Below are 15,682 nucleotides of genomic sequence, written 5' to 3' on the forward strand. Positions count from 1 at the left end.
GGTAAGGGGCATCCCCTGACGGGTGCCTTCTTAGGGATAGCCTAATTAATCATTAGCCTGCCAGTTCTTAAAACGGTTTGTTTCTTTAAGCACTGGGTTCAGGTCAAACCAGCGACCGCAATGGTCGCGATATTCGTAGAGAAATAGGCTGCGTAATAACAGACTATAGGCTTCATTACCCTGGTTGTCGGGAGTGCTGATGGCTTGAAACATCAGCTGCCATTCATTTTCATCAATCAGCGCCATGAGAGAATCGCGTTCATCTCGAATCACGGCTTCTAGAATGCTAGATTGAATCGGTGGGTCTCCCTTTTGCAGACAGCCGTAGAGCAGCCGCATCAGGTTGCGCATGTGACCACCGCTGAGTCGGCAAAGGCGGTTAAGCACATTGATATTTTCAAAAATGTCATTAATGTGATCGATACGCTCGTTGTAGTTTTGATTAGGAAAGGCACGGGCTAATACCATCTGTTGTAGCAGGGCTAACCCTGATTCAGAGGTGGTGCCATCCCGCTGGGTGACGGGTACCATGGGCAACACTTTGGGAGAAACTCCAAACCGATTAGATAGCCGTGGTAAATCATCAGAAAAGACTAGGGCCAGGGGAATGGTATAAACCAGGTGACAGTTGAGGCGTTTGAGTTGTTCACCTCGGTCAATAAACAGATATTCTGACTGGGTACGACCGTTGGCACGCTCGACAGGGTCGATCCGATCGAGGTTGTCGACGATGACGACGAGTCCTTTTTTTCCTTTTGAACGCAGGGTTGCGATCGCGACCTCCAAAAGCTCCTCATTAATGGCATCAATAATCGTCTTCGTCCGTGGCTCCAAATATTGACGCATGCGACTACGCATTTCCGGGCTCTCTTTCGCCCGTGCCGTAATCGCTGCAATCCCCACCGAGAAACTAACATCGGCAATTTCCATTGGGGTTTGCAGAGTCTCCGCCAGATTCCGAAACAGGTTCACCAGTGCCGATGGCTTCAACTTAATCCCATCATTTTCTAAACTCTCCACCACCTGATGGGCAATCATCAGCAGAATATCGCTGATATCCACATCCGCCATTTCCAAATCTCGATCCGACTCAAAATACACCACATGCAGTCCTTGCTGCTCTAACTGCGCTTTGAGTCGTAGCAGTTCTGTGGATTTACCACAGCCAATATTGCCTGTAAATAGCTGAGTCGTGGCTTCATCCGGCGATAGCAACGTAATTGTCCGTTCTAATTCACGTACAATATCCCCACCCCGTACTGATGAGAAATCAATATAGTATTGCCGATCGTCAGGTTGTATCAACCGCAAGGGCCGACTGGGATTAGCAGCACGATAGAACCGGGGTAAATCTAGAGCCATTGACGCAGCAGAGCACAGTATTCGTAATCCTAGACGAATTTGCGATCAATGAGTTGCGTAATTGAGGTGTTTTCAGCTACCACCCATCGCATAAATTTTAGAAAAACAGCTGATATTTTCTGAAGCAATTTGCCTCAGAAAATATCAACTTTTGGCAATTAGGTTGAAGTTTTTTTCCGATCAATGCAGCGTTTAAGTAATGCCTAACTACACTTTAAAGTAGTCCACCTAGATAATGCCAGGGCAAATGGCCCAGGAGGATGTGATGAAATCAATGATTTGGAAACCTGATGAAGAGCATGACCGTCAGGTAAACGCCTATTTAGATGCTGAAAACCATGCCCCCTATGAGATCATCTGGGCGATTGGCATTGTTATGTTTTGTCTATTTACGGCTGTGGTGTTGATTGGTAACTTTTAGGCCACATTTACCTATTTTATAAGAGTTGACCATCCGTGAGTTTTCAGGTATTGCTGAAAGGCTTATGGATGGTTTGGTTTAAAGACTGCTTAAAGGCTTTTGAAATCGATAAGAACGTTAGTTGATGACTTTTCTCGCAATAAAAGCTGCATGAGCTTTAGGAAGACGAAACTGGTCATAGCTACGTGTAGTTTGCACCTTAAAGCCTACCTGTCGTAGTTTCTGAGCTATATCAGTTGAGCGATATAGGCGCATAGTGTGGATCTCGTCATCGCGTCGATAGTGCTCACTCACTTTGCGAATTGTGATAATCCGCCGTGTTAGCAATGATTGTTCTAGGTTTTCTTTTTTCTCTACTAAAATTAGCCAATCGTTGCCTTCATTAAAATGTTGGCTGTCATTTCTGTCTACCTGGCCAGGTTCTGCAATATCAAAAATTAAGATGCCGCCTGGTGTGAGGGCATGGTAAATCTGTTCAAAAACCGGGAGTAACTGGTGTTCATCATTATCTGAATCAAACAAATAGTTAAAGCATTCGCCAATTGCAGTCACCACAGTACATGGTGGAATTTCAGTTTTGAATAGTGATGCCACTCGAAAATCTGCACTGGGAACTTTGATTTTGGCCAGGGTAATCATCGATTCAGAAATATCGATACCTAGAACTTGATAGCCTGCTCTGATAAATTCTGCAGCGGATAGGCCAGTACCACAGCCTAAATCGACAATAAAGCCATCGTGAATCTTGTTTTGGGCCAGAATGGTGAGGATGCCCGCTGCTGAGTTGAGTGCATACTCGCTGTAGCCAACATCGTGGATATAGGTAAGGTCTTCCTTGTAGTAATCTGTCATAGTCTTTCCAGCATGGGGTTCAGGTATCACCACAATCTTTTAAGTGTGTGATGGAGCTTAAGTGTGTGATAGAGCAAATGTCAAACCACTACAATACTTTAATAAATGCCTGCATCTGTACAACAATCTTACTTACGGATGCTCGCCTACGTAGGGTAGGTAACCGATGTTTTTTGTTAGACTTTAGATAAATCTCTAAGCCATATACCTTGCGGAGTTTCCCATTTCTGTGATGACGAAACTCTTTTGTTGTGATTGCCTGAATTTCACTGAGCTGATGTTGCTGAACCTGGAGCCCCAAGAGAGTATTAACCTGGTGAGTATAGAGATGAGTTATCTTGTCTAAGATCAGGGTGCGCGATCGCAACCCACCATAGGCCACAGCCATTGCCAGCAAAACAAAAGGGATGGCTAGACATAGCACCCCTAAAAACTGAACACTGAATCGTTGATCCTCTTGAATTGCGAAGTTATTGACATCTGAAGCCAACAGTCGTTGCATCTCTGCAGCAGCGTCTGGTTGAAATGTCGGTCTGTATCCAGACTCAATTGCATAGGCAGTTTCAAACAGCCGAATACGCTCAGACTGATTGCTCAGGGTTACCCACATTTTCTCAGTGCCGCCACCTTGACCATTGGACCATTGAGCCGAGTCTAATTGGGCAGCAGTCACTTGTGAAATACTTTGATGTTTACCTGCAGGCCCAAATCCCAGAAACTTGCGTGTGGACCAAGCACAATCAAAACTGGCTGACTCATTTCTCTGACAAGACAGGGTACTAATGCCAATTTGCGAGGACACCAGCACCACTAACCCAGTCGGAATCCCCGCAAATAAGATGGACCACATTACTAAAAACACATAAGGCCATCGTTTTAACCGTTGTTTGACCACCAGCTTTGTCGGTGTCTGTTGATCAATCCAGAGGCAATGGGTTTCTAGACTATCTTGAATCGTATTTGTCACTGAGTTCAAGTGATTCACCGAAGGTACAGGCTACCTTAGTGGTATCAACAAGGTGATTATCAATTCACCAGTAGTTTTGCCTTTCGTAACAAAACGGAACGGGGCTTGGATATCTGATAGCTAATTGAGACCATCTATTTAATCTTTCAACGTTGAGCATTTGGGTAAAATCGACCAGGAGAAACTTAGAGGAACACGGGGAGTATTGATTGGTAAAACTCTCCGTGTCTCTCTGTTTCCCCTTCATGTCCTTGCCAAAATTGAATCTTGACAGACTACTAATCGAGTTCCCACGATATGGTGCGCAGTCTGTTTTCAGAATCACGCACAGCTGTCAGCAAGAACTCTTTACCGCCGCGACGGACAGCAGAGGAGGCAATCCGACTGACCTGACCTCCAATGTCGGTGCCTACACGCTCGATTCGCCCATTGTTTTGCACTTGATAGGCGATCATGCGCAGCATGCCCTCGCCATCTTTGACTGAGGCAATCACCTGGCCGCCTGGTGCTGCAGTCAGATCTACGATGCTGGCAAAACCAGCCGCGATCGAATCCTTGCGCACAATCTGGCCATTGGCCTGCACCTGCCAGGTAATTAGCTGAAGATTGGCATCTTCATTACTAAAGGCAGTCACCACCATGTCTTTGCCAGCCAGCTGCGATCGCACCATGTTTAACTCACCCTTGATCACACCCGCCTCAACATCGCCTCGTCGAGAGAACTTTTTGGCGGCTGGGTCAAAGGCCCAGGCAATTAGCTTGAGTTTGCGATCTCCGTCAGTGGTTGCACTCACCACCCCTGCAAAATCAGCATGGGTGGTGGCCACGGCAATATCCTGCACTGCGCCCGCATCAATGTCACCACGACGGATGATGCCCAGAGAGCGGGTGACCTCCCAGACCACCAGTTTGAAGTCATTTTGCTGTCCTTGGGTCAGGGTAATCACTCCATTGCTATCAGGAAAAGGCGTGATAGCGATCTTCTTAACGGGGCCAGCAACAGCATCATCGCGACGGGTAACCTGACCACTGTTGGAAATCACCCATGAAATCAGCTTAAGATTGCCATCGGCATCTCGAAAAGCTGTAATCGAATCGTTGCTGCTGCTGTCAGGTCGTACTACATGAACCTGACTGGCGGCTCCAGCGGTGACAACTTCACCCCGCGTTAGCGAGCCATTAGAACCAGCGCGATAGGGGATAATTTGCAGATTACCTTCCGAGTTGGACAACGCTGCCACTGCGCCGTCCAGGCTCACTGTTTTAAAGTCACCGCCCATATCAGTATCATGGCGTAGGAACTGGGTAATATCGAAGTTTGCCGACACTTGAGCCGAAGTCGCTGCCCGCGCAATCTGATCGGCCAGCGTTCTCAGTGGTCCGCTGCTACCCATATTGATATTGGTAGCTAACGCGATATCGATTTGGCTGACCTCCGTGCCATCCGGTAGTTTATACCCCTCGGGGAACATGGCGGCATAGGCCGTGCCGCTATCGGGGATGCGGCCACTGTGGGCGAGTTTACCCTCATCATTACTTCCCCACGCCATTTCATCCAGCTCTGAGCGGGTGTAAGTGTTTTGCAGGTAAGTCATGATGTAGGTCAGATCCTGGGCAGATGCACGGAATCCACCAGCTGCTAACCCGGTGCCTGACTTGCCAAAATTAATGGGGACTGGCTTCCCTGACTTGTAAACATGGCTCCAGGCTTCACGGGGGCCTGGATTAGGACGTTCGGCCAAAACAGCGGTGTGTAGACCGAGCGATCGCAAATAGGTGTTCACCGCATAGTCGCGATACGACTTGCCAGACAGCGCTTCAATCACCAACGTCCACAATCCGAACCCGTGGTTAGAATACTCATATTTTGTTCCTGGCTGAGAGACGAGTTTTTGGGTTCTGAGAAAATGTTTGTGGATGTGCTCATAGGTAACATCGGCTTCATCAATATTGAACATGGCTGCTGCTGCCTTCGGGTCGCCACTGCCTTTAAAGCCAGCAGTATGACCTAAAAGATGTTGCAGGGTAATTTGTTCGTACCAGTGTTTGTTTGGTCCGGGATTAGCCTGAATATCTTCTGCAAAGCGATTTTTGAAGAGGCCATTGGGGCCATACAGCTTTTGCTGTTGTGGATTGATCCCTTTTGCCCTCATCAGCTGCCAACCAGCTGGACCCGTGACAACAGCTTTGGTTATACTACCAATCCGGCTGCTCATAAACGGTTCCATGACTTGTTTGGTTTGAGCATTGGCCCAGCCATAGCCTTTAGTGAGAATAAGCCGCCTATTTTTGGTCACGGCCACGGTCATCCCTGGCAGGTTCTCTGTTTGCATCAATTCTTTTACTACGGCATCTACCTTGGGTTCAAGGCTGGACCAAGCGTATCCTGAAGATGGAATTGCCATCATGATTCTCCTTTCTCAAAAATTCTGAATAAATTCTCAATGCGGACTGTATGTCATAGCACCCCAAATAGCAGTTAGGCTGATTTATCTGCTAAAGAATCTTTCGATAACGAGTCAATCGGTGAAGCAGCTAGCAGTTGTTTAAGTCTCCTAACTTCTCACCCTGGTGACTTTGAGTCTTGTTCTCCCCAGGGTTGAGAGGCTAAGAGCGCTTGAATAGCCTTTAATTTCTGTTGTCAAATGCTGCTTGCAGGATTTTCTCTACTTAGAAAATCAACCCTACCTAAACAACAGATAGGAGGATATAACAAGGATTTTATTCTGTCAGCCATTTGCAGATCAGTCGATCATCCTCGACAACCCATGTTGCTTTTAGTGGTGCCTTGGGTTGATTTTGTTGTGTGGTGGCAATGTTGTTTTGAACCTTTCGATCACTTAATACCATGACATGAACTCTGATTAGTGTATTTACTGCATCTATCTAAACAAGATGGCAACCGAGATCATGACTGAGTTTTTACGACTTGTGACTGAGTTTTTTCCATATTTGGAAAGTGCCTTTCCGAATGTGGAAAACCAAGATCCTGTAGCCTATTTTGTATTAATGTTTGAGCCTGACCACAGCACTGCTGAACTCAACGCTGTTCCACGTTATTGGCAATATGCATCAACTTTATCTAACACATCGATAGATATCGCTCAGTAAAATGCTTGAAACTTTGGGTTGATATAGTCATAGTCATGGGAGCTCTATTGGTTATGTCTCGATCTCTAAAAGTAAATAATACGGCGATTCAAACTGTTAAAGGTGCTCTCAAACGATGCGGTTTCCGCAGCCAACGCTCCCTGGCTGAAGATCTGAATATGGCGCTATCGACCATCAGTCGGTTCCTCAATGGTAAGCCGGTGGACTTTGCTACGTTTGTGGAAATTTGCGATCGCTTAAATCTAAACTGGCAAACCCTTAGCGGTGATGCGACTGAAACAGTTTTAGAACCGCCATCGCCACTCACGTCTCTCGCTATTCAGGCTCCTGCTAATGGTACCCTGACTCTAAAAACTGAATGTAGTGCAAATGCACGACAGCAAGATTGGGGAGAAGCCATTGACACCAGTTTTTTTCATGGGCGCAGTGAAGAATTAGCTAGACTGCAGACCGCTATTCTGACCGACAAGTGTCGTCTAGTTGCAATCTTGGGCATTGGTGGTATCGGCAAAACTAGCCTGGCGGCAAAACTGTCGCACACCATTCAATCTGGTTTTGATGCGGTTATTTGGCGTTCTGTGCGCAACGCTCCACTCCTCAAATCGCTACTGCAACAGCTCGTGCCATTTGTATCGAAGCAGCAGGATATAGAACCTACCTTAGAGCGTCTTTTTTACTGGCTACGTAGGCATCGCTGTCTGATCATTTTAGATAATGTGGAAACATTGTTAGAAAGTGGTCAATCGGGTCAATATCGTGTTGGATACGAAGACTATGGCGCTTTATTACGTCAATTTAGTGAAACAGCTCACTGCAGCTGTTTAGTCATTACTAGTCGGGAAAAGCCTAGTGAAATTGGTTTTTTAGAAAGCGAACAGTTATTAACCCGCTCATTTCAGCTAGATGGATCGGCAGCAGCAGCTCAAGCCATTGTCCGAACTAAAGGATTATTGGGTACATCTGAGATTATTCAACAGTTCTGTCAGCGATATGGAAACAATCCCCTTGCTATCAAAATTGTCGGCACGTCGATCCAGTCAATTTTTGATGGGGATATTAGTCTCTTCTTGCAGGAAAATGCGCCGATTTTTAATGATTTTCGCAGGCTGCTTGATCAACAATTTGAACGTCTCTCTACCCTGGAGAAAAGTATTCTATATTGGCTGGCTGTTAATCGGGAATGGACGACAGCAGCTGAGTTGGTCCACGATATCTGGCCTGTAGTGTTGCGGACGGATGTATTTGATGCCTTAGAGTCCTTGAGCTGGCGATCGCTAATTGAAACTAAGGCAGGTCAATATACTCAGCAGCCAGTAATCATGGAGTATGTCACTGATCGTTTGGTGCAGACAGTTTATGAAGAATTAGAAACTCTTTACAGGTTAGGGCAACTGAATTCTGCTTCACCTTTACTATTTCACACCCACGCTTTACTCAAAACAACAACTAAAGATTATGTTCGCGACAGCCAGCGACGGATGTTGCTTTCACCCTTGGCGCAACGGCTACAAACAACGCTAATGCAACCACAGATAGTGAAACAGTGTATGTTGTCAGTTCTGGCATCGCTCAGACAGGTTGTAGCTGGCTACGGTGCTGGTAATTTTATCAATCTATGTCGACAGCTCAAAATTGACTTAACCGAATATGATTTTTCTGATCTTGCTATCTGGCAGGCAGATTTATTAGAAGCCAGCCTCAAGGGAGTTAACTTTACGCGTGCCAATTTCCATCATTGTCAATTTAGCTATCATTTTGGTGCTGTTACCGCTCTGACATTAAATTCAGGCAACACACTGCTGGCAGCAGGGGATCTCCAGGGAAATATTCATATCTGGGAAACAGATACCTATCAAAATATATGCACCATCAATGGACATGCGGATGGGATTTTTGCGATCGCGTTCTCACCTGATAGTCAATATCTTGTCAGTGGCAGTAGTGATACTACGATTAAACTGTGGCAGGTACGTGACTATGAGTGTGTCAAAACCTTTCAAGGACATAGTCAAATGGTGATGTCTGTTGCATTTTCACCAGATGGCAAACATATCGCTAGTGCCAGCTTTGATAACATTATTAAACTATGGGGTATAACCAGCGATCAGTGTTTGCATACCTTAAAAGGGCATACCAGCTCAGTTAGATCACTCACCTTTACCACAACAGGAAATATTCTAGCTAGTGCCAGTTTTGATAAAACCATTAAGCTTTGGGACTGGCAGCAAGGAAAGTGCATAACCAGTCTGAAAGGACATACCCAGGGTGTCTGGAGTCTTGCATTTGGTCCTAACGATCGTTTTTTGGTGAGCGGTGGTGACGATCGCAATATTCGGGTGTGGGAGCCAACAACAGGTCAGTGTCTCAAAACATTGTCCAGCAACCAGGCTGTTTGGTTTGTAACGGTTAGCCCTGATGGCAAAAGGCTGGCCACTGGTGACAACAATGGCTTAATTCAGCTTTGGAATCTTGAATCTGACCTGTGTGAACAGTCTCTTTGTGGTCATACTGGCTGGCTCTGGTCGCTAATATTTTCAAAAGATGGTAACAGGCTCTATAGCTGTGGCCAAGATCGTACTATCCGTATGTGGGATCTACAAAATGGGTACTGTGTAAAATCGCTTTCCGGCTATACCAATACGGTCTGGTCTCTTGCCTTCTCGCCGGATGGCCAGACATTGGCTAGTGGCACCCATGATGGCAACATTCGACTTTGGAATATAACCTCTGGCAAATGTGTTTCAGAAATACCTCACAACAGCCCGGTTTTTGACGTTGACTTTAGCTCAGATGGAAAATATCTCGTGAGCGGTGGAGATGACATTACGGTAAAAGTTTGGCAATTAGACAATACGGTTTTGTATCGTAACTTTGTGGGGCACACCAGTGTTGTTCGTTCGGTAGCGTTTCATCCTCACAGTCATCTGGTGGCTAGTGCTGGCGCTGATCAAACGATCAAGCTTTGGGATATTGCTAGTAACAGCTGTAGGCGTACGTTAACAGGACACAGCAGTATTGTTTGGTCGTCTGTGTTTTCCCATGATGCAGCCTGCTTGGTAACCGGTAGTTTGGACTGTTCAGTCAAACTCTGGAGTGTTGAAACCGGCGACTGTCTGCGGACATTCGAGGGCCATTCTGACAGTGTTTTTGCAGTTGCCTTTAGCGCCGACAATAGTTTACTAGCCAGCACTAGTTCTGATGCTACGGTCAAGCTGTGGAGTGTTAAAACCGGACAATGTCTCAAAACCTTGACAGGGCATTCTAACAATATTTTAATCGGCGTTTTTTCGCCAGATGGTTCTATATTTGCCAGTAGTGAGTTGAACGGCAGTATCAAGATCTGGGATGTTGACAGCGGTCAATGTTGTCTGACACTACAAGCACATAATCATGTTCTGTGGGCTCTGGCCTTTAGCCCCAATGGTCAGATTCTGGCTAGCGGTGGCGAAGGGGATATGGTTAAGCTTTGGGATACCCAATCATGGCAGTGCCTTGATACCCTACGTTTACCTGGGCTCTATGAAGGGATAAATCTAACCGATGCGACCGGATTATCGGTAGCCCAACGAAATTCACTACAGGCTTTGGGTGCGGTATCTGCATAAGCCCTTAAAGTACCAAACCTATTACCAGCCGTCGTCGCGGTAGTCTTGCTCGTCGCGATAGTCACGCTCTGGATAGTTGCGATCGCGTCCCCGTTCATCATAGCCCCGGTCATCATAGCCCTGGTCGCGATATCGTCTGTCATCGTAGCCCCGTTCTGGATAATTACGCCCCGAGCCTTGTTCCGGATATCCCTGACCCTGGTCTGGATAGCCTCTACCGCCCTGACCACCATAGCCTCGGTCGTCATAACCGCGCTCATAGCCCTGACCTTGATAATCGCGACCATAGCCCCGGTCATCATAGCTCCGCTCTGGATAGCCTCTACCGCCCTGGCCACCATAGCCCCGATTGTCGTAACCCTGACCACCGTAAGGATTTTGATAGCTTCTATCATAGGGATTGCTATAGGGATTGCCATAGGGATCGCGCTGAGGTTTGCCACCGCTTTCCACGTAGCGCTTCAGTTGATATGCCATTCGCCGCAATCCATCACGCTCATCCTCGCGAATAAATGGCAGAAATACATTCGCCAGGGGACCCATAAAAATATCTCGATGCAAATAGCGAGTGCGACCGGGGGTAATTTCCTGCATTTCAAACGAATGCTCGGTTTTTAACCCTGGAATTTTGGAGACCCAGCGCAGACAGTTGCCAGGCCGTAATGTGGTTACGACTGGCTGGAATTCTGTATCAGCATCTCCTTCAATCCGCTGCATAGCCAGAAATACCTCACGACCCAACATAAAGTTTGAGCGCGGGTCGCAATCATAGAGAAACGTATTCCAATAACGCCAGTCTTCCTTGCGAACTAAGGCATCCCAGACCTCGGCAGCGGTGGCGTTGATTTCAATTTCAGCGTAGAGACTTGGCATAGGGTAGGGGCAATGGGGAGTGGGCAATCGAGCTGACACTGGGTAGGCAGATTTTATGGAACCGACGGATACGTATTTTTCGTCGAAAAGTTTTTAGATCGATAGTTCCAAAGGTCGCAGGATGGGACCATCAGGGCTTAACATTTTTTTACTACATACCCGTTCCCCACTAGTCGAGGTTTTAAAGCATGGTCAGTTTGACACCGAACCCTAGCTATAGTTTAACCATCCGCATGCATGTGCCCAACCAGGCCGGTATGTTGGCTCAGGTGGCTCAAGCAATTGCGGAGGCTGGCGGCAGTTTGGGTGATATTGATGTGGTGGAACGGTGTCGTGAAAATGTGACCCGCGATGTTAGCGTTGATGCCGCTAGTGCTGAACATGCTGAGGAAATTGTAAACGCGGTCTATGCTCTGGAGCATATTGAGGTGGTCGAGGTCCACGATCGCACCTTTAAGCTGCATGAGGGGGGCAAAATCCATATGGAATGCAAGGCCCCTGTGCGCAGTCAGGAAGATCTGGCGATGGCCTATACCCCCGGTGTAGGCCGAGTATGTTCTGAAATTGCGCGGCATCCAGAGCGAGTATACGACCTGACGATTAAATCCAATACGGTGGCGATTATTACCGATGGCAGTGCGGTCCTAGGGCTGGGCAATTTGGGGCCAGCAGGGGCTTTGCCGGTGATGGAAGGTAAGGCCATGCTGTTTAAGGAATTTGCCGGGTTAGATGGCTTCCCGATTTGTCTGGATACTCAGGACACCGATGAAATTGTGGAAACGGTCAAACGGATTGCGCCAGTATTTGGTGGGGTAAATCTGGAGGACATTAGTGCTCCTCGCTGTTTTGAGATTGAGGCGCGGCTGCAAAAGGAATTGGATATCCCGATTTTTCATGACGATCAGCATGGCACCGCCATTGTCAGTCTGGCGGCGCTGGTGAATGCGCTCAAGGTGGTGGGTAAGGAGCCGCAAATGGGTGAGATCAAGCTGGTGATTAACGGCGCAGGTGCAGCTGGACTGGCCATGGCGCGATTGTTCAAAAAAGCAGGGGTCAACAATATTATGGTGTGTGATTCGCGGGGGATTATTAGTCGCGATCGCACCGACCTGAACGATCGCAAGCAAGAATTTGTTGTTGACCAAAGCGGCACCCTGGCCGATGCCATGGTAGGAGCAGATGTATTTATGGGGGTGAGCGCCCCCGGTGTGGTTACCGTTGACATGGTGAAGGCCATGGCCAAAGATCCGATTGTTTTTGCCATGGCCAATCCGGTACCGGAAATCCAGCCAGAATTGCTAAATGGCATCGTCGCAGTGATGGCCACCGGACGCAGCGATTACCCTAACCAGATCAACAATGTGCTGGCCTTTCCTGGTCTATTGCGAGGAGCCATCGACTGTCGCGCTGAGGCAATTACCACCGGCATGTTTTTGCACGCGGCTCATGCGATCGCAACGCTCATCCCGGATAACGAACTACGCCCCGACCACATTGTCCCCTCAGTCTTTGATCCGCGAGTGGCCACAGCAGTGGCAGGAGCAGTGAAGCAAGCTGCGCGGGATTCTGGAGTCGCCAAAAATTAATGCACTTTTAGCCAGTCAAACAGCTGTTGCACCGTCAGTTTTAGCTGGATGTCGTCCAAACCAGGGATGACATCCAGCCCTGTCAGTTCATCAGGAATACGATTGACTTCGGAGAACTTCGGTGTCGTTGGTATGAATTGGCCGCTCTTAGGGGCGATGAGGATGTCTCATGGCATCTTCATTGTTGCTTTGGAGAAACTAACAATGTGACAGAAGATTTTTTCAAAGAGAATCCCATGACGACCACTAAAAAGTTCAATGCACCCACCAGTCACACAACTGCCTGGGTTGCCCAAACCTGGTTATCCTTTATTATTGCTATTTCAGCTACTGCCATTGGCATTGTTTATTTGCCGACTGATGTTTGGCTCAAAGGCTACCTGGGGATGGGATTGCTTTTTTCGGTAGGCTCCACAGTGAGTTTGTCAAAAACCGTTCGCGATCAAGAAGAAGCCAAACGGATGCTGAGTCGCATTGACGAAGCGAAATTAGAGCGATTGTTGGCAGAATACGATCCGTTTAAGCAGTAGGAACAGCTATTCACCTGCTGCAAAAACAGTTTGGGCCGTTAGCGTCAGTGTTGGAAATGTAGGCGAGGATAGCAGGTCATTCCCGGTAAAGGCTTGTTCTTGATATTGTCCATCGACTAGGGAAAGGACTAACACAACAGCAGCAGTAGGATCAATAATCCAATACTCAGGAATTTCTCTTCCTGCATACTCTGCTCGCTTATCCTGATAATCCCGTGCACGGGATTTCTTGTCCTGCTCACTATTGGAAACTACTTCTATGACCAAAGCTGGAGCAGGCATCTCAAACGTGATGAGAGAACGTTTTTGACCTGACAGGGCAACTTGAGCATCGGGTGTCAATACCATCAGATCGGGGTAGCGGGTTTCGGCGTAATTGCCAGAAACAGCAATCTCGGTTCCTCGTCTCAGTAATGAGTAAGGAACTATTTGCAAAAATATCGAGATTAAAAACATAGCAATACTTACGTTAGTATCACTCTCAGCCCCCATGGCGACTAAAACTCCATCCCTAAGCTGATAACGGACATCGGTGCCATCGTCGTAGCTGAGATACTCCTCCAATGTCATCCGTTGTTTGGTTGAAATAGTCATGGGTTTGCCTTTGCTCAAAAAAGCATGGTTAAAGAAGGGGGTGATCAAACAAGACCTATCCATGCCTAGCTTAGCTTAGCTTCCCTATTGAGCAGTAGAGCGTTGCAACTTCACCATAAAAAAACCATCCATGTCTTGTTTATGGGGCCACACAGTGGCCCAGCCTTGTTCGCTAACAAAAGGGGCGACAGGAGATTCCTTGTTAGGTGGCTGAATTTGCCAATCAGGATGATCGTGGAGAAACCCCTGGATCAGGTTTTGATTTTCGTCGGGATGGAGCGTACAGGTGGAATACACTAAAACACCGTCTGGCTTCACCCAATCCACAGCTGCTTCGAGTAGCTCTCGCTGTAGCGTGGTGAGACCGGCAATGGAGTCCGGTGTCTGTCGCCAGCGAGCATCGGCGTGGCGATGCAAAGTCCCCAGGCCGGAACAGGGCACATCTAACAATACTCGGTCGGCAATGCCTTTAAATTCAGGATGCTCCCGGCTGTCGCCCATGACGGTTTCAATGCTGTTCAGCTGCAGACGCTTAGCGTTTTGACGGATTTTGTTGAGACGAGATGAGGTGCGATCGCAACCCAGCACCCGACAATCATCTCCCATCATTTCTGCCAAATGTGTCGTTTTACCCCCCGGTGCCCCACAGGCATCAATAATCGTTTCTCCCGGCTGTGGATCTACCAAATAGCTCACCAGCTGGGCGCTGCCATCCTGCACTATCCACCAGCCCTCGTCATAGCCTGGCAGCTGCCGCACATTTCCCACCGAGCCAACAACCCGAATCGCATCTGGCAGGGTGGCATGGGGTTTCACCGTTAACCCATGGTCTGTCAGGGCTGCACTCACCTGTTCCACCGTCGCCCGTAACCGATTTACACGCAGATCAATTTTGGGCGTTTGATTAAACCAATCGCAGAGACTGGCAATTTCATCAGTGGGCAGTAGCAGCTGCCAGATCTGCACAATCCAATCAGGGTAACTATGTAAAACGCCCAACGCTTGAGTACTATCCACGGGTAGTTGCAGTGGATCGCCTGCGGCTTGCAACCGGATATACTGCCGCAACATGCCATTGACTACGCCACTGAGCTTCCCCAAACGCTGCTGTTTTGCCAATGTAACCGTTGTATCAACAACAGCATGGTCAGGCACATGGTCAAGGTATCGCAGCTGATAGAACCCAAGATGCAACACCCGCCGTAGATCTGCAGGTTGCTGCGCTGCCCTACGTTTACCCAGTTGGTCAATTAGAGCATCCAGTGTGCGCTGGCGACGCACACTGCCGTAAATCAATTCTGTTGCTAACCGCCGATCGGCAGGAGCCAAATCAAATTTGCCGATGTTACGCTCTAGGGCAACATCGGCAAATGCACCTTTATCAATCTCTCTAAGTACTGTGAAAGCTAGCTGTCGTGCCGCTGTCACAGCTACTTCTTACCCTTCCGTTTACGTACAGGGGTGCGATTGTCCAGCTTTTCCTGGGAACGTTGGCGTCTATCTCGCCACTCAACCGCCGTTAGATAAATAACACCACCTGTCACCACTACCAACAGCAATGCCGCTAATGTGGCCAGGACACCATACGCTTGGGCTTCTAGTTCACCTGTCATTGATGTACCACCAGCTCTTTAGAAACCGTTGCGACCCCAAATTACCATCGAGATGGAGAAGCTAAAGAAAGCGAGTAATCCAACCCAACCGAGTGTCAAAATGTCCATATCGCCTAACTTGCGTTGTTTACTAAATTAAAAATGCCGGTTAACCGGTTGCTTCTATCA

14 protein-coding genes are annotated in these 15,682 nt (G+C 47.8%); 5 read left to right on the forward strand and 9 right to left on the reverse strand.

Annotated features, from left to right (window positions below; genetic code table 11):
* Positions 1–45: 45 nt before the first annotated feature.
* Positions 46–1,362, reverse strand: a complete 1,317-nt coding sequence (locus N836_RS67310; RefSeq protein ID WP_023076034.1) for an AAA family ATPase — start codon at positions 1,360–1,362, stop codon at positions 46–48.
* A 265-nt stretch (positions 1,363–1,627) separates the two neighbouring features.
* Here N836_RS67310 and N836_RS77250 point away from each other — a divergent pair, with 265 nt between their 5' ends.
* A complete protein-coding gene (locus N836_RS77250) occupies positions 1,628–1,783 on the forward strand; it encodes a hypothetical protein (RefSeq protein ID WP_200867477.1) in 156 nt (51 codons plus the stop codon).
* A gap of 117 nt (positions 1,784–1,900) precedes the next feature.
* Here N836_RS77250 and N836_RS67320 read toward each other — a convergent pair whose 3' ends face one another.
* The 3 genes from N836_RS67320 to N836_RS67330 all read right to left on the reverse strand — a co-directional run bounded on the left by N836_RS67320 (position 1,901) and on the right by N836_RS67330 (position 6,010).
* Positions 1,901–2,635 carry a class I SAM-dependent DNA methyltransferase gene (locus N836_RS67320; protein ID WP_023076036.1) on the reverse strand — a complete coding sequence of 245 codons (735 nt, stop codon included), beginning with the start codon at positions 2,633–2,635 and terminating at the stop codon, positions 1,901–1,903.
* A gap of 88 nt (positions 2,636–2,723) precedes the next feature.
* Complete coding sequence (locus tag N836_RS67325) at positions 2,724–3,620, reverse strand: hypothetical protein (protein ID WP_161635044.1); 897 nt, start codon at positions 3,618–3,620, stop codon at positions 2,724–2,726.
* Positions 3,621–3,880: 260 nt separating this feature from the next.
* A complete protein-coding gene (locus N836_RS67330; RefSeq protein ID WP_023076038.1) occupies positions 3,881–6,010 on the reverse strand; it encodes a serine hydrolase domain-containing protein in 2,130 nt (709 codons plus the stop codon).
* A gap of 487 nt (positions 6,011–6,497) precedes the next feature.
* Here N836_RS67330 and N836_RS67335 point away from each other — a divergent pair, with 487 nt between their 5' ends.
* Positions 6,498–6,713, forward strand: a complete 216-nt coding sequence (locus N836_RS67335; protein WP_023076040.1) for a hypothetical protein — start codon at positions 6,498–6,500, stop codon at positions 6,711–6,713.
* A 53-nt stretch (positions 6,714–6,766) separates the two neighbouring features.
* A complete protein-coding gene (locus N836_RS67340) occupies positions 6,767–10,318 on the forward strand; it encodes an NB-ARC domain-containing protein (RefSeq protein WP_031294164.1) in 3,552 nt (1,183 codons plus the stop codon).
* Positions 10,319–10,339: 21 nt separating this feature from the next.
* On the opposite strand, the gene N836_RS77255 is transcribed toward N836_RS67340, so the two are convergent.
* Positions 10,340–11,191: an SRPBCC domain-containing protein gene (locus N836_RS77255; protein ID WP_023076042.1), complete on the reverse strand. Its 852-nt coding sequence runs from the start codon at positions 11,189–11,191 to the stop codon at positions 10,340–10,342.
* 188 nt (positions 11,192–11,379) lie between these two features.
* Here N836_RS77255 and N836_RS67345 point away from each other — a divergent pair, with 188 nt between their 5' ends.
* Both N836_RS67345 and N836_RS67350 read left to right on the forward strand, forming a co-directional pair.
* On the forward strand, positions 11,380–12,777 hold the full coding sequence (locus N836_RS67345) for an NAD-dependent malic enzyme (protein WP_023076043.1): 1,398 nt from the start codon (positions 11,380–11,382) through the stop codon (positions 12,775–12,777).
* 236 nt (positions 12,778–13,013) lie between these two features.
* Complete coding sequence (locus N836_RS67350; protein ID WP_031294170.1) at positions 13,014–13,307, forward strand: YiaA/YiaB family inner membrane protein; 294 nt, start codon at positions 13,014–13,016, stop codon at positions 13,305–13,307.
* A gap of 6 nt (positions 13,308–13,313) precedes the next feature.
* On the opposite strand, the gene N836_RS67355 is transcribed toward N836_RS67350, so the two are convergent.
* From N836_RS67355 to petN, 4 genes are all read right to left on the reverse strand, one after another.
* On the reverse strand, positions 13,314–13,901 hold the full coding sequence (locus tag N836_RS67355) for a Uma2 family endonuclease (protein WP_031294171.1): 588 nt from the start codon (positions 13,899–13,901) through the stop codon (positions 13,314–13,316).
* A gap of 84 nt (positions 13,902–13,985) precedes the next feature.
* On the reverse strand, positions 13,986–15,329 hold the full coding sequence (locus tag N836_RS67360; RefSeq protein ID WP_023076046.1) for a 16S rRNA (cytosine(967)-C(5))-methyltransferase: 1,344 nt from the start codon (positions 15,327–15,329) through the stop codon (positions 13,986–13,988).
* Between the two features lie 2 nt (positions 15,330–15,331).
* Positions 15,332–15,514, reverse strand: a complete 183-nt coding sequence (locus tag N836_RS67365) for a hypothetical protein (RefSeq protein WP_023076047.1) — start codon at positions 15,512–15,514, stop codon at positions 15,332–15,334.
* An 18-nt stretch (positions 15,515–15,532) separates the two neighbouring features.
* Positions 15,533–15,622 carry a cytochrome b6-f complex subunit PetN gene (gene petN / locus N836_RS77980; RefSeq protein ID WP_006516091.1) on the reverse strand — a complete coding sequence of 30 codons (90 nt, stop codon included), beginning with the start codon at positions 15,620–15,622 and terminating at the stop codon, positions 15,533–15,535.
* Between the last annotated feature and the right edge of the window lie 60 nt (positions 15,623–15,682).

It is taken from the genome of Leptolyngbya sp. Heron Island J (genome assembly GCF_000482245.1).
GTDB lineage: Bacteria > Cyanobacteriota > Cyanobacteriia > Phormidesmidales > Phormidesmidaceae > Leptothoe.